Source organism: Pseudomonas sp. GWSMS-1 (genome assembly GCF_049847425.1).
Taxonomy (GTDB): Bacteria; Pseudomonadota; Gammaproteobacteria; order Pseudomonadales; family Pseudomonadaceae; genus Aquipseudomonas.
On sequence record NZ_JBMHHV010000005.1, the window covers coordinates 1807042 to 1827725 of the forward strand.

A 20684-nucleotide genomic window follows, 5' to 3' on the forward strand; every position below is an offset into this window, starting at 1 on the left:
ATGCGCCATGATAAGGAGAGCCGCCATGAGCCGCACTGAAACCGATAGCCTGGGCCCGATTGAAGTACCGGATGAGGCTTACTGGGGCGCACAGACCCAGCGCTCACTGATCAACTTTGCAATCAGCCAAGAGCGCATGCCGTTGCCGGTGGTGCATGCCCTGGCGCTGATCAAAAAGGCTGCCGCACGCGTCAACCAACGTATTGGCGAGCTACCCGCCGACCTGGCCAGGCTGATCGAGCAAGCCGCCGATGAAGTGCTGGCCGGCCAACACGATACGCAATTCCCGCTGGTGGTCTGGCAGACCGGCAGCGGCACGCAGAGCAACATGAACGTCAATGAAGTCATCGCCGGGCGGGCCAATGAACTAGCCGGTAATGGCCGTGGCGGCAAGTCACCCGTACACCCCAATGACCATGTCAATCGCGCGCAAAGCTCCAACGACAGCTTCCCTACCGCCATGCATATCGCCGCTGCGCAGGCCGTGCAGCAGCAATTGTTACCGGCCATCCGTGAATTGCGTGAAGGCCTGCAGGAACAAGCCGAGCGCCATGCCCATCTGCTCAAAACCGGGCGCACGCACATGATGGACGCCACGCCGATGACCTTCGGCCAGGAGCTGTCGGCCTTTGTCGCCCAACTGGGTTACGCCGAACGGGCCATCCAGGTCGCCCTACCCGCCGTCTGCGAGCTGGCCCAAGGCGGCACGGCCGTGGGCACCGGGCTGAATTCACCGCAAGGGTTTGCCGAAGCCATGGCCGCCGAACTGGGCCCATTGAGCGGCCTGCCACTGGTCAGCGCGCCGAATAAATTTGCTGCTCTAGCGGGCCACGAGCCACTGGTCGCGCTGTCGGGCGCGTTGAAAACCCTCGCCGTGGTGCTGATGAAACTGGCCAACGACTTACGTTTATTGAGCTCTGGACCACGTGCAGGGATTGCCGAAGTTCACCTGCCGGCCAATGAGCCTGGCAGCTCGATCATGTCGGGCAAGGTCAACCCAACCCAGTGTGAGGCGCTGTCGATGCTGGCCTGCCAGGTACTGGGCAACGACACCACCATTGCCTTTGCCGCGAGTCAGGGGCATCTGCAACTCAACGTGTTCAAACCGGTGATCATTCACAACCTGCTGCAATCGGTACGATTGCTGGCCGACGGCTGCCATAACTTCCAGCAGCATTGCATCGCCGGCCTGCAGCCGGATGCCACGCGCATGGCCGAACACCTGGAACGCGGCCTGATGCTGGTCACCGCGCTCAACCCGCATATCGGTTACGACAAAGCAGCGCAAATCGCCAAACAGGCCTACCAGGACGGCACCACCCTACGTGAAGCGGCGCTGCAACTGGGCTACCTGAGCAATGAGCAATTCGACGCCTGGGTGCGCCCGGAAAACATGCTGGAGGCAGGTCAACATGAGTGATGCAGCAAAGAGCGGTGCAACGCCCTTGGAAGGTGATGGCAAGCGCATCCTGATGATCCTCGGCACACCGAAAAACAGCAGCCTGTGCCATGCATTAGGTGAAGCCTATGCCCAGGGCGCTCGCAGCAAGGGCCACGTGGTGCGCCAGTTGAAGCTGGGCGAAATGAACTATGACCCCGTGCTGCGCGATGGCTACGAGCAAAGCCAGCAACTGGAACCCGACCTGCTGGAAGCGCAACGGCAGATACATTGGGCCGAGCACCTGGTGTTCGTCTATCCGGTTTGGTGGGGCGGGATTCCGGCGCTACTCAAAGGCTTTTTTGACCGTACGTTTTTGCCCGGCTTTGCCTTCAAGTACCGCAACCGCTCGCAACGCTGGGACAAACTGCTAAGCGGCCGCACCGCAGACCTGCTAGTGACGATGGACACCCCACCCTGGTACTTCCGCTGGATTTATGGCGCGCCCGGGCATCGACAAATGACCCGTACCATTCTCGGTTTCAGCGGCATCAAAACCCGCCGCCTGGCCGAATTCGCTCCGGTACGCCCCTCCAGCGAAGAACAACGCCAGAGCTGGTTACGCCGCGCTGAAGCACTCGGCGTGCGCGCTTAAACCTATCAAGCCAGCGCGGCCAAACGCGCCTTGCGGGCGCGCCAACCCGCCAGTAGCGAAGGCCCAAGCGCAGTCAGCGCCGAGCCCAGCACCACCAACACCGCGCCAGCGTAAGCCAGCCAGTTGATCTGCTCCGGCTGCACATATTCAGGCCACCAACTGGCTGCCAGCGCCACCGAGGTAAACGTCACCAACGGCGTAATGGCCAGCGCCGCGCTAACCCGCGAGGCCTCCCAATGGGCCAGCGCCTCGGCAAATGCGCCATAAGCCACCAGGGTATTCAGGCAGCAGGCCAACAGCAGCCAGCCCTGTAGCGCGCTCAACTCCAGCGCCTGCAGTGGATGCGCCCAGGGTGTTAACAGCAAGGCGCACGCCAGATAAATCACCATCATCACCTGCAGCGAGTTCCACACCGTCAGCAACTGTTTTTGCGCCAGGCCATAAAATGCCCAAACAAAGGCGGCCAGCAACACGGTCAACACGCCAGTGGTGTAAGCCGTCAGCGAGTTCAACAATTCATCCAAGCGCTGATTAAAGAACAAGGCGAAACCAACCAGCAGCACCAGCAAGCCAAGCCCCTGGCCCAGACTGAAGCGTTCGCGAAAGACGAACAAACTGCTGATCAGCAACAAAATCGGCGCCACCTGAATAACCAGCTGAGTGGTGCCAGGGCTGAGCAAATTAAGGCCCACGAGGTACAGCACATAGTTGGCAGTCAAGCCGGCGATCGCCAGCAACAGCAACCACGCGCCCTTTTTGCCCAGCGGGCGGAACGCCGGCAAGCGCCTACTGGCGGCCAAATAAGCCAGCAGAATCGAGCCGGACACCAGCAGGCGAAACCACGTCACCGTAACCGGGTCCATCACCTGCAGCACTTGCTTGAGCTTGATCGGCAGAACGCCCCACAACACGGCGGTCAGCAATGCGAGAAATAGACCGTAGAGCCAACGACCAGAAGAAATATGCATACCTGTTCCGCAATCAACGCCTCAACCTTTGCCCAACGCAGGTTACAACGGCGAACGCACAGTTTAGGTCGCCAGCCCAAACCGGCACAGCTACAGCGAAGCGCCAGCAAATAGCGCAACTGTACTGATAGCCGAACAGCATCAGGCCAGCGAATTGGCGTCAAAACTCACCAAAAGCACGCAAAAACCTGCAAATAACCCGCAACAACGACCATCTATCGTTAACTCAGATAGATGGTCCGGTGAGGTTTAGACTCCACCCAGCACCTTATTTCGCGGGAGTTCATCTATGTTCGGTCAACGCGCTATCGATCACAGCCCTGGCACTCACTATCGCAGCGAGCGCGTCAGCGCGGTCAACGGTCAATACTTCTTCTCCACCCGCGAGGGATCATTGGAAGGGCCTTATTTCACACGAACGGATGCGGAGCGTGAGATTGCTTTCTATATTCGTCGGATGATCCAGGCGAACGAAATCATCGAGAGCCGTGCGTTCTAAGTCATCGCACCCTATAAACAAAAAAACCGCGATAACTCGCGGTTTTTTGTTGCTCATCGCAGATGCAAATCAGCGCACGGCTTCAAACAGCCCTGTTGCCCCCATACCGCCACCCACGCACATGGTGACGATGCCGTAACGCAGGTTGCGCCGCTGCAACTCACGCACCAGATGTCCAACTTGGCGTGAGCCGGTCATGCCAAACGGGTGACCGATGGAGATGGAGCCGCCGTTAACGTTGTACTTGGCGTTGTCGATCCCCAGACGATCGCGCGCGTACAGGCACTGCGAGGCGAACGCCTCATTGAGTTCCCACAGGTCAATATCGGCAATGCTCAAGCCCTTGGCCTTGAGCAGCTTGGGCACTGAGAACACCGGGCCAATGCCCATTTCATCCGGCTCACAACCAGCAGCAACAAAACCGCGGAAGAAGGCCAATGGTTTGAGGCCCAGCTCGAGGGCTTTCTCCAGGCTCATGACCAGGGTCATCGATGCACCGTCGGACAGCTGCGAAGCATTGCCCGCCGTTACCGAACCGTCATCAGCGAATACCGGCTTGAGCGCGGCCAGGCTTTCCAGGGTGGTGTCGGCGCGGTTGCAGTCATCATGGGCGACGATGCCATCAACAATGCTCTTTTCACCGCTGGCTTTGTCCTCGACCTGATACTTGACGTGCATCGGCACGATTTCATCGTCAAACAAACCTTCAGCCTGAGCTCGCGCGGTGCGCTGCTGACTTTGCAGGGCGTAGGCGTCCTGTGCCTCACGGCTGACGTTGTAACGCCGCGCGACGATTTCTGCTGTTTGGCCCATGGGGTAGTAGATGCCGGGTACGTCTTTTTGCAGCACCGGGTTGAACAAGTTCTGCATGTTCATGCTTTTTAGGGTCATGGTGATCGACTCAACACCACCGGCCACGATCACATCACTGCAACCGGACGCCACCTGGTTGGCCGCAATCGCAATGGCCTGCAGGCCCGAGGAGCAATAACGGTTAAGGGTCATGCCCGCCACATTGATGCCCAGCCCCGACAGCACAGCGACGTTGCGGCCGATGTTCATGCCCTGCGCGCCTTCGTTGGAGCCGGCGCCGACGATGCAGTCATCCACTAAGGCTGGATCGATGCCAGTGCGCGCCAGCAGTGCATTGACGCAATGGGCCGCCATGTCGTCTGGACGGGTCAGATTGAACTTGCCGCGGAAAGACTTAGCCAAACCAGTCCGTACGCTGTCAACGATCACCACTTCACGCATGCTGCACCTCATTGTCATCGGGTTAAGTTGCCCATGAGAATAAGACCGAACAATCTCGCGCGGCGATGATCATTCATCAGCCGTATGCGCAACCATCCTCTAGCCCTGGCGCGTAGCCACTCAGTGCTTGTCGAACGCCGCCTCAAGCGCCTCGTTAATGGTGCGCAACACTTTGATCCGGGCAAAGCGCTTGTCATTGGCTTCCACCAGCGTCCAGGGCGCGATCTCTGTACTGGTGCGGTCGACCATATCGCCCACTGCATCGCGGTACAGCGGCCACTTCTCGCGGTTGCGCCAATCGTCTTCGGTGATTTTGAAGCGTTTGAAGGGGATCTGCTCGCGGGCCTTGAAGCGCTCTAACTGGGTTTGCTGATCAATCGACAACCAGAACTTCACCAGTACCACGCCGGCTTCGCTGAGTTGCTCTTCAAAGTCATTGATCTCGCCATAGGCGCGCAGCCAGTCGCCAGGTGCGCAGAAGCCTTCGACCCGCTCCACCAGCACCCGGCCGTACCAGGAGCGGTCGAACAGGGTGAACTTGCCGCGCGCGGGAATATGCCGCCAGAAGCGCCAGAGATACGGCTGCGCACGTTCTTCCTCAGTGGGTGCGGCCACCGGCACGATACGGTACTGACGTGGATCGAGCGCGCCAATCACCCGGCGAATCGCCCCGCCCTTGCCCGCTGCATCGTTGCCTTCGAACACCGCGATCAGCGAATGCCGACGCATGCGCTTGTCTCGCATCAAACTAGAGAGCCGCGCCTGCTCAGTGATCAGTTGCTCGGAGTACGTGTCCTTGTCCAAGACCTGGCTCATGTCCAGGCTATCCAGCAGCCCGTGCTCACCCAGGCTGGAGGTCAGCGGTGCCGCATGAGGGTGAGGCAGCGGCCGGCTCTTTGCCTTCAGCGCGGCTTGCAGGCCATCGAGCAGAATGCGCCCGACAGTCAGGCTGCGGTAATACTCATCCACGCCCTCCACCACATACCACGGTGCGTAGTCGCGGCTGGTCCGGCGCAAGATGCGCTCACCGACACGCACAAACTTGTCGTAGGTTTTCGATTGTTGCCAGTCCAGCGGGCTGATCCGCCAGCTGTGCAGCGGATCGTCCCGCAGCGCTTTAAGGCGCGCCTTCATATGCTGCTTGGACAGGTGAAACCAGAACTTGAAGATCAGCGTGCCTTCGTCACAGAGCATGCGCTCCATGCCCAGCGTGGTGTCGATAGCTTGGTCGAGTACCGCATTCTTGATGCGCTTATGCACGCGCCCTTGCAGCATCTGGCTGTACCAGTTGCCAAAAAACACGCCGATGCGCCCTTTGGGCGGCAGTTGTCGCCAGTAGCGCCAGGCCGACGGGCGCGCCAGTTCCTCATCGGTCTGTTGGTCGAAGGTGCTGACCTGAATCAGCCGAGGGTCCATCCACTCGTTGAGCAGTTTGACCGTCTCACCCTTGCCCGCCCCTTCAATCCCGTTGATCAGGATGAGGACGGCAAAGCGTCCTTGCTGCTGCAGCTCGTACTGCGCCTCCAGCAGCGCCTCACGCAGGGCTGGCGCCTCAGCGTCGAAGGTGTCTTTATCGATGCAGCGGCCAATCTCGGCAGATTCGAACATGCTTTACTCCCTGACAATATCGCTTGAGCCTAGCGGATAAGCCGTGCCTTGGCTGACCAAGCACCTGCCCTGCGGCTAACGCCGAGTAATCAGCCCTTGCTTGGCCACGCGCGTCAGCTGCCGCACAGTCTCTTCCAGCTGCGCCGATGTCGGCGCCTGGATCACCGCCATATCGAAGTGATTGCTGGAAAAGCGCGCCAAGGATTCACCATCGTGAACAAAATTGATCAGAAAGGTACGCGGCCCCGCCCAGCGTTTTGGCCAGCCGTCGAGGTAACGCAGCAGGGTTGGCTGGTGGCTGCCGCCAAGCAGGATTTTCGGATTGCGTTGCACCAGCCCAGAGGTAATGGGGGCCAGGCGAATAAGCGGTTGGGGACAGGTCATGGTGTGTCTCCGCCTCATTGGATCCGCTGGGCAGCGGTGAGAGGCGACACCGAACCAGCGCTTTAGCGGTATTTCGAAGCCTCCGTGGAGTACTTCTGAGGGTTGTGCTGTGAGCAAGCAACCCGGCGCCCCGCAAGTAGCTGTTTAAATCGGCGCATGGGTTGGCATCCTAGAGAAGGCCGCGTAAAGCTGTCAATACACGGCATCAAGCACGCGCCGCCAGTTGGCTGCTTAGTTAGCCTCGCGCGGCTTTGAAGTGGCGTGCAACGCGCAGCCCCACAGCACGTTATTGAGGCCTCACGACGTCCTTGCAACGTTACGCTGCGTAACAGACCGCGCCACTAACACGCGGTTAAAAGCGGCAAAAATCAGACAAAACACCTGAAATAGAGCGCTAAAAGTCACTTCGCCTACTACTGGCACGCTTTCTGCCAATAACCCTCAGCTGACGTACACGCCGCAGGATCGGCGTTTTGGCTGCATGGATTGCCTTGAACAGCCCGATCAACCCTAGCGAGAGCACACATGAACAACAATAAGACTCTGCTCGCCCTCTGCCTCGGCGCCGGTTTACTGGCCTCTGGCAACACCCAGGCCTTCTGGTTTGGCTCCTCCGGTTATACGCAAACCAAATACCCGGTCGTCCTGGCACATGGCATGCTCGGTTTCGACAGCCTGCTCGGTATCGACTACTGGTACGGCATTCCAGGCGCGCTGCGTCGCGACGGGGCCAGCGTGTACATCACCGAGGTCAGCCAACTGAACACCTCCGAAGCTCGCGGCGAAGAACTGCTGGCACAGGTGGAGGAGATTGTCGCCATCAGCGGCAAGCCCAAGGTCAACCTGATCGGTCATAGCCATGGCGGGCCCACCATTCGCTATGTCGCCGCCGTCAGCCCCAACCTGATTGCCTCAGCCACCAGCGTCGGCGCACCGCATAAAGGCTCGGCCGCTGCCGACTTTATCCGCCAGGTACCGCCCGGCTCGGCCGGTGAAACCTTGCTCGCGGGCATCGTCAATGGCCTCGGCACGCTGATCAACTTCCTGTCCGGCAGTTCTAGCACCAGCCCGCAAAACGCCTTGGGCTCATTGGAATCACTCAACAGCCAAGGCGCCGCGCGCTTCAACGCCAAGTTTCCGCAAGGCATTCCCACCTCCTCCTGCGGTGAAGGCGCTTACAGCGTAAACGGCGTGCGCTACTACTCGTGGAGCGGAACCAGCCCGGTGACCAATATTATCGACCCGAGTGACCTGCTGCTGGGTGCCACCGCGCTGACCTTCAACGGCGCAGCCAACGATGGCCTGGTCGGCCGCTGCAGCTCGCACATGGGTAAGGTGATTCGCGACAACTACCGGATGAACCACCTCGATGAGGTTAACCAGACACTAGGGCTAACCAGCCTGTTCGAGACCGACCCGGTCACGGTCTATCGGCAACATGCCAACCGCCTGAAAAACGACGGCCTGTAATGGATGTGCCAGGGGCTGCAAACAGCCCCTGGCGTTTCTACAATTACCGTCTAAAGAGTGCCTGTGAAAAAAATCCTGCTGCTATCCCCGCTGCTGTTCGCCCTATGCCTGGCGCTGGCGCTTTACCTGCAACCGCTGCAAACGCCTACCCAGCTCAGCCGCAACACATCACCTACCTTAGAGCCCGCAGCAACACAGCCCACTACCCCGCTCCCAAAACAGCCGAATAGCAGAGTTGGCCCCTTGAAAAACCTGCCCGCCTCATTCGGTGGTACAACGGTGGATGGCACCTTTCGTCTGGATGCCGATGGCAATTTGCTCATCAGCGAGGACATTCGACGGGTCTTCGACTACTTCCTCGCCGCCGCAGGCGAAGAACCGCTGCGCACCAGTGTCGAGCGATTACGCGCCTACATTGCTGCGCAACTGCCGGCCAATGCCCGTGGGCAGGCGCTGGCCCTGCTCAACCAGTACCTCGACTACAAACGCGAACTGGTGCTGCTCGAGCGCGACCTGCCACAGACGGCCAACCTGGAAGCCCTGCGCCAGCGCGAGGCCGCGGTGCAGGCCCTACGGGCACGTATCTTTGATGCTCAGACCCAGCAGGCGTTCTTTGCCAGGGAAACGGCCTACAACCAGTTCACCCTGCAGCGCCTGGCCATCCTGCATAACACGCAGTTAAACGATGCTGGTAAAGCCGCCGCCGTCGACCAGCTGCGCAACAGCCTGCCGGCCGAGATGCAGGACACGGTATTGCCACAACTGCAGAACGATCTGCGCCAGCAGACGGCTCAATTAAAGGCCGCCGGCGCAGAACCCGAACAGATTCGCCAACTGCGCCAGCACCTGGTGGGGGCTGAAGCCACTCAGCGCCTGGAAGTACTCGACCAACAGCGAAAGACCTGGAAAAAACGCATCGCTCAGTACCGCCGCGACAAAGCCACTATCGAGAACAATACCGGCCTAAGCGACAGTGACAAACGCAGCGCCATTGCCCAACTGGTCATAGAAAACTTCAACGAGCGTGAACAACTGCGTTTGGAAGCCGCCGAACAGCTGGCGACCCAGAAAACGCCACACCCCTAAAACGCTAAAAGCCCACCGAAGTGGGCTTTTAGCAAGCTGCTGCCGAGTCGTGTAACGCTTAATTGGCGATGCGCTTATCCAGCGACAGCTTGCCAGCACCTTCAAGCAGAATCGCTACGCTGATGGCCAGCAACGCCAGAGCGAATTCATAACCGTTGTTGCTCATAAAGAAGCCATTGGCCAGGTGCACCGTGGCAATCGCCACCACCATGGTCACTGCCAATACGGCAGCCGCAGGGCGCGCTAATAGACCGATGACCAAGGCCAGGCCGCCGAAGAACTCTGCACTGCCCGCCATCAGCGCCAGCAGGTAGCCCGGGGCCAGGCCGATGCTTTCCATCCACTGGCCCACACCTTCGAGGCCATAACCGCCAAACCAGCCAAACAGCTTTTGCGCGCCGTGGGCGGCAAAAGTCAGGCCAGCGATAATGCGCAGCACGGTCAGGCCGTAGCCCGCTTGAGTAGCAACAACAGATTTGATCAGCGTGTTCATATGCAGCGGTCCTTGTAGTGAGGAGTTGATGGCGTGCAGATTAAACAAATTTACCAATACTTAAAGCGGATAAAATCGCTACAAACAATCTAAAAAATTAATATATCTGCCCTTCTACCCTGCGCTATGGCTCCAGCAAATAGCGCTCACGGTCATAAGCAAGGTAGTACTTATTGACGCTATTCACATAGCTGACGACGCCCATGCCGATCTGCTCCATGGCCACACGTTCCACCTGAAAGAACCACTGGTTAGGATTCAGGCCGCGCCTACGCGCTTCCGCACGCAGGCTCTGCACCCGTTGCGGCCCCATGTTGTAGCCGGCCAGGATAAAAGCCATGCGCTCACGCTCGTTAAGCTGCGGGCTATTGAAGTAGTTGCGGCGGATCAGCGCCAGGTACTTGGCGCTGGCTTGCACATTGTTATCCAGCACATTGATATTGCTGACACCCACGCTGCGTGCCGCCGCCGGGGTGATCTGCATCAGCCCCGTGGCACCACCCGCCCCCCGTGCAGCCGGGTTAAGGGTGGATTCCTTAAAGGCCACGGCAGCCAGGGCCAGCCAGTCAAAGTTATTTTGGCTGGCATAGCGCTGCAGCACCGAGCGCACCCTTTCCAGACGCTGACGCTCAGTGCGACCGAGCGGGTAATGCACCTTGTACAAGCGCCGGTAAACGCGCTGGAACGCCGCGTCCTGGTCCGCTGGGTCGCGGTAGCCCTTGAGAAAACGATCGATGCTCGCGCCAAGCATTGGCGTATCGCGGCGCACATACCAGCGCATGTCGCCGTCCTTGGACAGCGGCAAATGACGATCCAGACGCAGCTTGGGCATGACCTTGGCCCAGCGCTCGGCAATCGGCTGTTCGACCGCCGTGACGCTGAAGATGCCAGCCTGGACCATTTCCAATACATCCTCGACGGCCAGACTCGGGTCGACCCATTCGACAATGATCGGGGAACGCTTGCTTGCGATCAGGCGCTGGTTGAGCGCCCGGATGGCCTCACCCGCTACGCTGCCCGCAGGCAACGCCAGGCTGCGTCCGGACAACTGTTCAAGGTTCTGATAACGCCGGTTACCCTGCTTAGCAACGATGATCAGCGGTACATTGCTGCGGATCGCCACGCTGGCGCTGAGTTTGCTGCCCGGCGGTATATTCAGCAGCTCACCAGGGGCGACCAAGTCACCTTCACCGCGCTGCAAGGCCGCTAGCAGCTGATCCTTGGCACGGGGTATGACCTTGAGTTTGAGCGTACGGCCATCACGCGCGTTGCGGTTGAGGTACTGCTCGAAGGCGCGCATGCGCTGGTACTCAACGCCAATACTCTGCCCCTTGACCTCACCGGAGCTGTTGCGGCTCTGGTTGACCAGCACGCGCAACTCACCACTGCTACGGATACTCGCAAGATCTCGGGCGGCCTTGGCCTGCTCAACCTCTAACGGCCCAGCCACGCGCGCGACTGCCGTGCACGACAGCAGCAATAGGCAGCAGGTGAGCAGCACTCGCACCATCAAGGCTCCAGGGAAAAGTCGGCCGATCGCTCAGTGCAGCAGCCCATCGAAACAGCCTACGTACAGGGCAACGGCCCCTCGCGCGGGGCGCGGAGGTTGGCACAGCCTGCCCGCGGATACCAGCTAGCAATCACACGCAACATCACATATACGATTTAAGTCATTGTATTTGTTGACTTTTAATCTATTTAAAAAGCTCTGCTATGCTGGCCTGTCAATTCAGCAGGTAGCACCATGCAACTCATCGATATCGGCGTCAATTTGACTCATCCAAGCTTTGCCGAACAGCGCGAAGCACTCCTCGCACGTGCCTATGCGGCGGGCATCCAGCAAATGCTGCTAACCGGTACCAGCCTAGGCGAAAGCCAGCACGCCCTGGAACTCTGCCGACAGCTGGATGATAGCGCCGAGCATTTGTTCAGCACCGCGGGTGTGCACCCACACGATGCGAGCAGCTGGAACAGCGACAGCTACGCCGAACACAAGGCCCTTCTGGCCGATCCCAGGGTGCGTGCAGTGGGCGAATGCGGCCTGGACTTCAACCGTGATTTCTCGCCACGCCCGCAACAGGAACTTGTGCTTGAGCAGCAGTTGGCCCTTGCGGTGGAGCTGCAGTTGCCCGTCTTCCTGCATGAACGCGATGCCGACGAGCGCCTGCTGGCAATCCTGCGCCACTACCGTGACCAGCTACCGGCAGCCGTGGTGCACTGCTTCACAGGGCAGAAACGTGCGCTGTTCAACTACCTGGATATGGACCTGCATATCGGCATTACGGGCTGGATCTGTGACGAACGCCGCGGCAGCCACCTGCATCCACTGGTTAAGGAAATACCCCGCGGCCGCCTGATGCTGGAAAGTGATGCGCCCTTCCTGCTACCACGCAGCCTGCGGCCGAAACCCAAGAGCGGCCGCAATGAGCCGGCCTTTCTTGTTGAAGTGCTCCGTGAAGTGGCCCTACACCGCGGTGAAACTGAGCAGGACGTGGCTGCTCACAGCAGTGCCAGCGCACAGGCTTTCTTCAATTTGCCAAGCCTGAATAGTGCTCAATCGGCCAGTTGAGTGGGGCCTATTGATAAGGATCAATAGGCCATGATTGGCTTTAGCCGATACTGCTGGCACTTTGCCAAAAATGATTTTTAGCCGGCGGCCTAAACCCGATGGGCTCTTCGCCGATATAAGGCTTGTCGAACAATTGCCTTCGATTACCCAGCAAATCTGAATACCGGCAATCAACCTTCACAAGGAAGAGATGTGCATGAGTCACTGGATTAGCGATCTTTCCCTGAAATACAAATTCTGGGCTGTAAACGCGGTGGCCTTCTTCACCACTTTGTTACTGGTGCTCTACGCCCTGCACCTGGAACAACAATCGCATTACGACGCGGCCAAGCAGGCGGCGCAGCAACAGGCCCGCTTGTTAAGCCAATGGCCTCAAGGCCAGGCCTTGCCGAGCGCCAACAACCTGCTGAGCTTTAGCGCAGATCAGGCACCGCGCCTGCCGGACAACCAGGGCAGCGCCTTGCTCAACGCGCGCGGCTGGGTCGAGTTAAACGGCAGTGAGGGTCTGATCGGGGCTGAGGTTATCGTCCGTGAAGACGGTCAGCGCCTGGCCATCAGCGCTGTGGCGCCGAGCTTCAGCGACGTATTTTTCGACCGTGCCCTCAGCTATGCCGGGGTCGTCGCGCTGTTGATGATGTTGTTGCTTGCCGCGTCGCAATTATTGATTCGTTTCCTCCTTAGCCACCTAAACACCCTCAAGGACGTGATGCTACAGGTCGAGAAAAGCGGCGACCTGAGCGCCCGCGTACCACTCGACTGCCGTGACGAAGTGGGCCAAATGGCCAGCGCGTTCAATGCCATGCAAGCCGGTTATCAACGAGTGGTGGGCATTGTTGCGCAGTCGGCAGCGCAGCTGGATGAAGGCGCCGAACGCCTGGCCGGCAATATGCGTGATGTGCGCCACGGCATGCTGGAGCAGCAAAGCGAAACCGAACAGGCCGCCACGGCCATCAACGAAATGTCCGCCACGGTTCACCATATTGCCGAGCACACCGCCGACACCCGCGATCAATCGAAAACCGCCGAGCAACTGACCCGCAGCGGTCAGCAGGTGGTCAACCGCGTGGCGCTGTCCATTTCCGGGCTGTCCAGCGGCGTGCAGCAAACCGCGCAGATGATCGAGCAACTGGCTGCCGACAGCCAGAAGATCGGCGGCGTGGTCAGCGAGATTCATGGCATCGCCGAACAGACCAACCTGCTCGCCCTTAACGCCGCAATCGAAGCGGCCCGCGCAGGCGAAATGGGGCGAGGCTTTGCCGTGGTCGCCGATGAAGTGCGCAACCTGGCCAAGCGCGTACAGGACTCGACCGACCTCATCACCCAGATGATCAACACCCTGCAAAGTGGCACCCGTGATGCCGTGGAGTTTATGCAGGACAGCTCGATCAAGGCCGATGAGTGCGTCAAACAAGCCGATGAAGCCGGTCAGGCGCTGGCTGCTATCACCGAGTCCGTGGCGCACATGCGTGAAAGCAATACGCAAATCGCCGTCGCGGCTGAACAACAGAGCCAGGTGGCCGAAGAGATGAACCGCGCGGTGATCCGCATTCGCGATGTAACCGAACAGACCGTCAGCCGCACCGGCCAGTCGGCCGTCACCAGTGCTGACCTAGCCAGCCTGGCCGGCGAACTAAATACCGCCATTCGCCAGCTCAAGCTCTAGAGCGTGCTCAACGCGTCCTAGGCAAACACCGCCACGGTCTGGCGACTGATCGCCAACAGCCCCCCTGTTGGCGACCATAGCGCTGCGGCTACATGCCCGTAGCCGTCGCGCGCATGCTCTATCTGCGCGCGGTACAGGCACCAGTCCGCGGTACTCAAGGTGCTCATGGGCTGCACGAACTCAATGGTCCACGTCAGCGAGCTGCCGGGTGCCGGTGCAGTCAGATGCGGCAGCACCGCAGGCGGCCAGGCATCAACCAGGGCCAGCAGATGGGCTTCATCGGCAGCCTCGATGCGGGTTTGGTCGCGCAGACGTACCCACCCGCCCATCTCCCGCGATGGATTGCCGCTAAACGGCATGCCACCAATGGCCCAGCGCATTGCCAAGTGACGGGTAAACTCCGGGGTTACGTTGGGGATATAGGGCAGCTCTTGGCATTCATCGACCGGCTTGGCCTGCGGGCCGGCTCAGCCTGAACCGCGATGCGTGAATCACGCCCGGCGCCGAAACTCCCCTGCACGATGGTCACCACCTGGCCATCCTGTACGGCACGGCCTAGCACCTGGCTGACGGCCTTGCCTTCACGCAGCACTTCCACGGTAAAGCTGATGGGTACATCCGGCGCAGCAGGGCCGACAAAGGTGATCGCCAGGGAGCGTGGCGGGCGTCCATCGGGCACCTGGGCACGCATGGCTTCGTATACCAACGCCGCCACCAGGCCGCCAAAGCTGGCGCGCCCCTGCCCCCATTGCGCGGGAATATGCACGGCCTGCGGGTTGTCGCGCACCGCTTGGAGTAACTCGGAAAAGCCCATAACCACCTCAACCACTAAAGATGCCGGTGATCTTAGGGCAAAGACAGCGGTGATTGGCACGGCATTTCAGCCAAATAAGCCGAAGGTATATCCGCTGATCAGCCCTTCGCGCGGGCAAAAGCCTTAGCCAATTGCGCCAAGGCCAGATCGGCCTCTTGCTCAGCCCGCTGCATGGCTGCGCGCCAAGTGGGCACGCACGGCTGTAAATCAGCCTCGCTCTCGGCGCGTAGCAACCACTGCCAATGGTCGTGCCAATCACCCAGTGCGGACTGCGCCTGTTTCAAGCGCATCCGCGTGCGCCCTGATAACTCGCTCAATTGCGGATAAGCCTCAGCCGCATAGCGCAGGCGTTTGACCAGCAAGCGCAGGCGGTGACGGTCATGGGTCGGATCAAGCAGCGCCTGCAGCAAACGCTGGCGATCCTTGCGTAAGCGCTTACCAATCAACGTATGCAGGCCATGCAGCTCTCCGCTGCCGGCCGCTTCTCGCCACTGCTGCGGCCACTCATCCAGGGCAGTCAAAAGCTGTGCCAGCGGTGCACTGCTCAGCATCGCGCTATAGCCCTGGCGCAGCAGTGGCTGGCGCGCCTGCGCGGCCATGTTGAGCCCTTGCTCGTGCAAATAACCGTGCAGCACCTCAAGGTCACGCAGCGGCCCCGTCAAGCGGCCCAACTCGGCCGCACGCTGTTGCAGGTCCGCGCAGGCTGTCAGCGCCGTTAGCGGCCGCAACAGGCTGCGCAGTTGGCGCAAGGCAATGCGCAGATCATGCAGCGCCTCATTGTCTGTGTCCGCCTGCAGCCGTTCACGACAGGCAAACAAACGAACCTGCGTGCGCACAACGTGCTGCTGTATCTCATCCTTCAAGCCTTGCATCGCCTCACTCCTGTGAAATCGTGCCCCAAGCTTATGCGCTTATTGATTTGCCACAAGTGCTCAAACGTCACTAGGGCTGCGCACGGGTAAAACGCCATGGCAATTCCCGGCGCAGTGCCTTTAGACGCTGACGCAGTTGCACGGCACTTAGCAGTTGACCGGCATAGCGCTGCGCCTCGAATGCCGCCGCAAAATCTGCAATCGCCTGCGCCTGGTCAGGTAACAGCAGGCCTGCCCTTGCGGCATAGTCGCGCGGGCCTTCGCCGGGATACCGCGGTACACCATGGCGCGCCAGCAGCGCCTCGAAACGGCGGAACAAGCGCTGCTGTACGTCACGCTCTCGCTGCCAAGGTTTGAATAGCCAGAGCGCGAGCATACCCAGCAGCACGCCACCGCCGCCGACCAAGCCGATTACCAGTGACTGGGCATCGACACGGCCCAACCAGCGCTGCAGAAACTCCAACTGCTGCTGGCTCTGGTAGCCCAGCACCCAACGCTGCCAGCCGTAATTCACATTGTCCCAAGCCAGGCGCAGCTCATTCAGCCAACTGAGGTTGCGATAGCGCAGTGGCGAAAAGGGCGAGTCCTCGAGAAAACTCTGCTCGCCTGCCAAGGCTTCCTCCAGCCCCAGGTCGATCCGCTCGGGCGCTACCTGAAAGGTTGGATCGACACTGACCCAGCCACGTCCCGCCTGCCAATACTCAACCCAGGCATGGGCATCGAATTGCCGCACCTGCACATAGTTGCCCGCCGGGTTGAACTCCCCGCCTTGATAGCCCGCCACCACCCGCGCCGGAATGCCAGCCGCGCGCAACACAAAGGTCATCGCGCCGGCATAGTGGGCGCAGAAGCCGCTGCGCGTCTCGAACAGAAAGTCATCGATATTATTCACCCCCAGCGCCGGCGGACGCAGGGTGTAGGCATAGGGCTCACGGTTGAAGTGGCTGAGCAGCGCCTGCACCAGCTGCTCAGGCTGGGGATAGTCGCGTTTGAGCTGCTCAGCCCAGGCACGACTGCGCGGTTCGCCTTGCGCCGGCAGTTGCAAGGCTCGGCGCATGAGTCCAGCCGCCAATTGCGGCTCACGCAACGCCTGCGGCCAGGAGCTGACCTGATAGATCAACGAGCGATCCACCGGTTGCCGACGCTGCAGGCGAAAATCACTCATCAGCCGCGTCTGCTCTAGATTGGTTTGCGCCACATCCAGGGCAAACAACCAGCGCTGCCCGCTCGGCTGCATAACAATGCTGTAGTTAAGCGCTGCACCACGTGGCTGCCACTGCGCACTGGGAGCAAACTCGGCGTAATCAGATTGTGACCAGCGCCGCCCATCGAAGCGATCAAGGGTCAAGGCACGCCAATACAGTTCACTGCGTGGCGGCGTTGCACCATTGAAACTGGCGCGAAACGCCAACGCGGCGGAGCGACTGAGGTCGGCAATATCCGCCGGCGCCATGCTGTCTGATAGGCCGGTAGTGGCCTTGTCGTTGGGCACCGGCAACGACCAGAGCGGCCCCATGCGCGGGAAGAATACAAACAGCAGCAGCATCACCGGCAGCGCCTGTAGCATCAGACTGCCAGCCAGGCGCGCAGTTGGCCACGGCTGAGTGGCTAGGCTGCTCTGCTGCAGGCCAATCAGCGCGGCAAGCAAGGCGGTGACCGGCAACAGGCTGTAGAAGGCCATCAGCATGCTGTCATCGAATAGGTAGGCGGTGACCACCACGAAGAAGCCGAGGAAGATCAACACCAGCGCATCACGCCGCGTGCGCATTTCCAGCAACTTGAGGACAAACGCGGCGATCAGCAGCACCACCCCGGCATCCAGTCCGACTAAGCTGCCGCGGGACACAAACACCCCCACGGCTGCCGCCAGCATCAACGCGCCCTTGGCCCAGGCATTCGGGTAGCGCGCGCGCATGCGGAAAATCTGAATCCGCCAAGCCGCACTGCCCAGCCACAGGCCGATGATCCACAACGGCAAATGGCTTAGGTGCGGAATAATCACCAGCAGCTGCGCCACCAGCAACCACGTTAGGCTGACCCGGGGAATTGTCATGACTCGGCTCATGGCGCACGGCCAAACAGTGCCAGCGCGCGCAAGCAGGCATCACGATGCAGCTCGCCGCTATCGGCGCTCAACAGCTGGCCCGGCAAACTCAGGGCAAATGGCTGCTGGCGCTCTGCCAGTTGCAGCACCCAATGGCAGAGTAATGACAAGCGCGTTTCAACATCACCGGTCATGGCGTCGAAATCCAGATGCAGATCACGCCCGCTGATCGAGACAAAATCCTTGACCAACAGGCCCTGGCCTCTGGAATAGGCCTTCCAGTGCAGACGCCGTTTGGAATCACCCGGCTGATAGTTTTTCAGCCCTTGGTAATCATCGACACCCTGGCCATGGGGACGACTGCCCTCCTCGTCCTGGTCTTCACTGGCACCGGCGGACAGCGGCAACTCACCCGCCAAGGGACGCGGATAGACCAAGACGCGCTGATCCAGGTCGAGCCAACTCCAAGCCACCAAAATCCCCAACGGAAAGCGGCTCTCGACCCGCAAACGGCCTGGCCGCAGCCAGCCGCGCTGTAACGCAGGCAGGTTCAACTGACACTCGCTCACGCCTTGAGCCGGCACGTCTAGGGTCTGTAACTCGGCGGGAGGCCAACCCAGGCTGACGGCCTGATGCGGCCGCTGGCTGCTTTCCAGGCGTACGCGAAAGCCGGCGGGCTCGCCAACAAACACCGCTGGTGTGCTGCCGGCCTTGATGATTAGCCCGGCCAGGTTGCGGTAGGTGTGCAGAATGGCGACAACAAACACCGATCCCAACAGAAACGTCAGGCCGTAAGCCAGGCTGTTCTGGTAATTGATTGCGGCCAGCAACATCAGCAGTAACGCCGACATAAAGGCCGCGCCGACCCGGCTGGGGATGATAAAAATTCGTCGCTGGTTGAGCCGCACACTGGCTGCGGGCGGAATGCGCCGGGTCAGCCAGCGATTCCAGCGTGGCCTGAGCTGAGCGATCAAAGCGCCGGCACCTCACGCAGCAGCCACTGCACCAAACTGCCAGCCCCATGCCCGGCCGGGTCAGCACGTTCACGCAGGCGATGACCGACCACCGAAGGCAACACCGCCTGAACGTCTTCCGGAATCACATAATCACGCCCGGCGAGAAACGCCCAAGCTCGCGCCGCGGCGAGCAGTGCCAGGCTGGCCCGCGGTGACAGACCCCAGGCAAATTGCGGCTGAGTGCGTGTGGCATCGACCAGGCGCAGCACATAATCGACCAAGGCATCGCTGGCGCGCACCTTTGGCACTTCGGCCTGAATCAGCGCCAATTCAGCGTGATCCAGCAGCGCTGGCAGATTGGGCAACAAGAAACGCCGCGAATCACCGAGTAACAGTGCTTTTTCCGCCGCTTTGCCGGGGTAGCCGAGCGACAAGCGCATTAGAAAGCGGTCCAGCTGCGACTCAGGCAAGGCGAAGGTGCCGCCCTGGCTCACCGGGTTTTGCGTGGCAATGACAAAAAACGGTTCAGGCAACGGTCGGGTCGCGCCCTCGATGGTCACCTGGCCCTCCTCCATGGCCTCAAGCAATGCGCTCTGGCTTTTCGGCGTAGCGCGGTTGATCTCATCGGCCAGCACCAACTCGGCAAAGATCGGCCCAGGATGGAAGATGAACTGCCCAGTGTCCTTGTCGAACACCGAGGTGCCAAGGATGTCCCCCGGCAGCAGGTCAGAGGTGAACTGGATACGCTGAAAACTCAGCCCCAGTACTTTGGCCAGGGCATGGCTGAGGGTGGTTTTGCCCATACCGGGCAAGTCCTCAATCAACAAATGGCCTTGGGCTAACAGGCAAGTCAGCGCCAGGCGTACCTGCGGCTCCTTGCCCAAGAGCACGTGATTGACCGTCTGCAGCACAGTTTCCAGTTTGGCGCGCATGAACCACTCCTTAAAGGCTAGCGGACGATGCTACTGCGCGACGCGGCCAGGGCATAGCCACTGGAAACCTTTACTGACGAACTTGTGACACGAACAGCTCAGGACGGCCGTTTTAGATCAAAGCGCTCGGTGGTGCGTGAGTAGGCCGCGCCGCCGAGGCGACCAATCAAGTCGAGCTTGCCGGCATCAATGCGGCCCTGCTCGTTGAGCACGCGCTCATCGATATGCGCCAACAGCACTTCGGCAAACAACAGGTGGCAGTTAGGTGCCGCCTTTGGGTACGGCATGGCCTCAACCAAACGGCACTCGAAAGCCACTGCCGCCCCGGCCACCCGCGGCGGCTTAACATGCACCGACGGCAGGCTGGCGATGCCACAGTGTTCGAATTCGCTGATGGCGTGAGGCAATAGCGCCGCGCTGGCGTTCATCGCCTCGGCCTGCTCGAAAGACACCAGTTGAATCACCAGCTCGCCACTGGCCTGCACATTCAGCAAGGTATCTTTCAGGCTGCCATCGCCCCGGTGATTGACGTTTATCAGCAGGGTCGCGGGATCATCGCTGATAACGGTAAAAAAGCTGAACGGCGCCAGGTTAGTGATCCCGTCTGCCGACAGGCTGGAGACCCAGGCAATCGGCCGCGGCGTGATGGTCGACGCTAACCAGCGATAACGCTCAAGCGGTTCAAGGGTGCTGAAATTAAGCTGCATTAACGCCCCGCTCGCGATTCACGGATGTAGAAACGCGCCCGCTCAGCCTTCGCTGTACAGCCTTTGTAGGCTTCAAACTGCTGCTGGGTTTTCGCCGCGGTCAGCAGTGACAAGGCTTTGGAGTAACTCACGGTGCCGGCAAAACCCTCGGCCTTGGCCAAGTCCAGCTCACGCCAGGAGGCATCTAACTGGTTGGCACAGCTGTCGCGATAAGCGGTTTTTCCGGCGCAACCACTGAGCACCAGCAACACCATAGGCAACACAATCCACAGTTTCATCAGGTAACTCCAGAAAGAGAGACATACTTTGCTTGCGTATCAGGATGCTGAATA

At 60.2% G+C, this 20684-nt stretch carries 19 protein-coding genes and 2 pseudogenes; 8 read left to right on the plus strand and 13 right to left on the minus strand.

Annotated elements, in window-relative coordinates:
* Window positions 1-25 precede the first annotated feature (25 nt).
* Both ACEPAJ_RS11955 and ACEPAJ_RS11960 read left to right on the plus strand, forming a co-directional pair.
* Window positions 26-1420: a class II fumarate hydratase gene (locus ACEPAJ_RS11955; RefSeq protein WP_425915007.1), complete on the plus strand. Its 1395-nt coding sequence runs from the start codon at window positions 26-28 to the stop codon at window positions 1418-1420.
* Entirely contained in the window at window positions 1413-2033 is a 621-nt protein-coding gene (locus ACEPAJ_RS11960; RefSeq protein WP_274088583.1) for an NAD(P)H-dependent oxidoreductase, read from the plus strand. Before ACEPAJ_RS11955 ends, ACEPAJ_RS11960 begins: the two co-directional genes overlap by 8 nt.
* A gap of 5 nt (window positions 2034-2038) precedes the next feature.
* Here the strand turns inward: ACEPAJ_RS11960 and ACEPAJ_RS11965 are convergent, their stop codons facing one another.
* A complete protein-coding gene (locus ACEPAJ_RS11965; protein ID WP_425915008.1) occupies window positions 2039-3001 on the minus strand; it encodes a DMT family transporter in 963 nt (320 codons plus the stop codon).
* A 289-nt stretch (window positions 3002-3290) separates the two neighbouring features.
* Here ACEPAJ_RS11965 and ACEPAJ_RS11970 point away from each other — a divergent pair, with 289 nt between their 5' ends.
* On the plus strand, window positions 3291-3500 hold the full coding sequence (locus tag ACEPAJ_RS11970) for a DUF6316 family protein (protein WP_322948706.1): 210 nt from the start codon (window positions 3291-3293) through the stop codon (window positions 3498-3500).
* A 69-nt stretch (window positions 3501-3569) separates the two neighbouring features.
* On the opposite strand, the gene ACEPAJ_RS11975 is transcribed toward ACEPAJ_RS11970, so the two are convergent.
* The 3 genes from ACEPAJ_RS11975 to ACEPAJ_RS11985 form a co-directional block, all read right to left on the minus strand.
* The gene (locus ACEPAJ_RS11975) at window positions 3570-4754 is read right to left on the minus strand and encodes a thiolase family protein (protein ID WP_425915009.1); all 1185 of its coding nucleotides are present in this window, start codon (window positions 4752-4754) and stop codon (window positions 3570-3572) included.
* A 120-nt stretch (window positions 4755-4874) separates the two neighbouring features.
* Window positions 4875-6362 (minus strand): polyphosphate:AMP phosphotransferase, encoded by a 1488-nt coding sequence (gene pap, locus ACEPAJ_RS11980; protein ID WP_425915010.1) that lies wholly within the window; start codon window positions 6360-6362, stop codon window positions 4875-4877.
* 75 nt (window positions 6363-6437) lie between these two features.
* The gene (locus ACEPAJ_RS11985; RefSeq protein ID WP_425915011.1) at window positions 6438-6746 is read right to left on the minus strand and encodes a class I SAM-dependent methyltransferase; all 309 of its coding nucleotides are present in this window, start codon (window positions 6744-6746) and stop codon (window positions 6438-6440) included.
* A gap of 525 nt (window positions 6747-7271) precedes the next feature.
* Here ACEPAJ_RS11985 and ACEPAJ_RS11990 point away from each other — a divergent pair.
* Window positions 7272-8216, plus strand: coding sequence for a triacylglycerol lipase (locus tag ACEPAJ_RS11990; RefSeq protein ID WP_425915012.1), 945 nt, complete (start codon window positions 7272-7274; stop codon window positions 8214-8216).
* A 63-nt stretch (window positions 8217-8279) separates the two neighbouring features.
* Window positions 8280-9302: a lipase secretion chaperone gene (locus tag ACEPAJ_RS11995; RefSeq protein WP_425915013.1), complete on the plus strand. Its 1023-nt coding sequence runs from the start codon at window positions 8280-8282 to the stop codon at window positions 9300-9302.
* Between the two features lie 58 nt (window positions 9303-9360).
* Here the strand turns inward: ACEPAJ_RS11995 and ACEPAJ_RS12000 are convergent, their stop codons facing one another.
* Together ACEPAJ_RS12000 and ACEPAJ_RS12005 are read right to left on the minus strand one after the other, a co-directional pair.
* Window positions 9361-9795, minus strand: a complete 435-nt coding sequence (locus ACEPAJ_RS12000; protein WP_425915014.1) for a DoxX family protein — start codon at window positions 9793-9795, stop codon at window positions 9361-9363.
* Between the two features lie 124 nt (window positions 9796-9919).
* Complete coding sequence (locus tag ACEPAJ_RS12005) at window positions 9920-11305, minus strand: transglycosylase SLT domain-containing protein (protein ID WP_425915015.1); 1386 nt, start codon at window positions 11303-11305, stop codon at window positions 9920-9922.
* A gap of 234 nt (window positions 11306-11539) precedes the next feature.
* Between ACEPAJ_RS12005 and ACEPAJ_RS12010 the strand changes: the two genes are divergently transcribed.
* From ACEPAJ_RS12010 to ACEPAJ_RS12020, 3 genes and pseudogenes are all read left to right on the plus strand, one after another.
* Window positions 11540-12364: a TatD family hydrolase gene (locus tag ACEPAJ_RS12010; RefSeq protein WP_425915016.1), complete on the plus strand. Its 825-nt coding sequence runs from the start codon at window positions 11540-11542 to the stop codon at window positions 12362-12364.
* A gap of 634 nt (window positions 12365-12998) precedes the next feature.
* Window positions 12999-13157: pseudogene (locus ACEPAJ_RS12015) on the plus strand (HAMP domain-containing protein); the annotation flags it as partial.
* 114 nt (window positions 13158-13271) lie between these two features.
* The gene (locus tag ACEPAJ_RS12020; RefSeq protein ID WP_425918021.1) at window positions 13272-14027 is read left to right on the plus strand and encodes a methyl-accepting chemotaxis protein; all 756 of its coding nucleotides are present in this window, start codon (window positions 13272-13274) and stop codon (window positions 14025-14027) included.
* 17 nt (window positions 14028-14044) lie between these two features.
* On the opposite strand, the pseudogene ACEPAJ_RS12025 reads toward ACEPAJ_RS12020, so the two are convergent.
* From ACEPAJ_RS12025 to ACEPAJ_RS12055, 7 genes and pseudogenes are all read right to left on the minus strand, one after another.
* Window positions 14045-14841, minus strand: a pseudogene (locus tag ACEPAJ_RS12025) (acyl-CoA thioesterase).
* Between the two features lie 98 nt (window positions 14842-14939).
* A complete protein-coding gene (locus tag ACEPAJ_RS12030; protein WP_425915017.1) occupies window positions 14940-15713 on the minus strand; it encodes a CHAD domain-containing protein in 774 nt (257 codons plus the stop codon).
* 70 nt (window positions 15714-15783) lie between these two features.
* Window positions 15784-17778 (minus strand): transglutaminase TgpA family protein, encoded by a 1995-nt coding sequence (locus ACEPAJ_RS12035; protein WP_425915018.1) that lies wholly within the window; start codon window positions 17776-17778, stop codon window positions 15784-15786.
* A complete protein-coding gene (locus ACEPAJ_RS12040) occupies window positions 17775-18731 on the minus strand; it encodes a DUF58 domain-containing protein (RefSeq protein ID WP_425915019.1) in 957 nt (318 codons plus the stop codon). The genes ACEPAJ_RS12035 and ACEPAJ_RS12040 overlap by 4 nt, the downstream gene beginning before the upstream one ends.
* Window positions 18728-19645, minus strand: a complete 918-nt coding sequence (locus ACEPAJ_RS12045) for an AAA family ATPase (protein ID WP_425915020.1) — start codon at window positions 19643-19645, stop codon at window positions 18728-18730. The genes ACEPAJ_RS12040 and ACEPAJ_RS12045 overlap by 4 nt, the downstream gene beginning before the upstream one ends.
* 98 nt (window positions 19646-19743) lie before the next feature.
* Window positions 19744-20352, minus strand: a complete 609-nt coding sequence (locus tag ACEPAJ_RS12050) for a flavin reductase family protein (RefSeq protein ID WP_425915021.1) — start codon at window positions 20350-20352, stop codon at window positions 19744-19746.
* Complete coding sequence (locus ACEPAJ_RS12055) at window positions 20352-20630, minus strand: hypothetical protein (RefSeq protein WP_425915022.1); 279 nt, start codon at window positions 20628-20630, stop codon at window positions 20352-20354. The genes ACEPAJ_RS12050 and ACEPAJ_RS12055 overlap by 1 nt, the downstream gene beginning before the upstream one ends.
* Window positions 20631-20684: the final 54 nt, after the last annotated feature.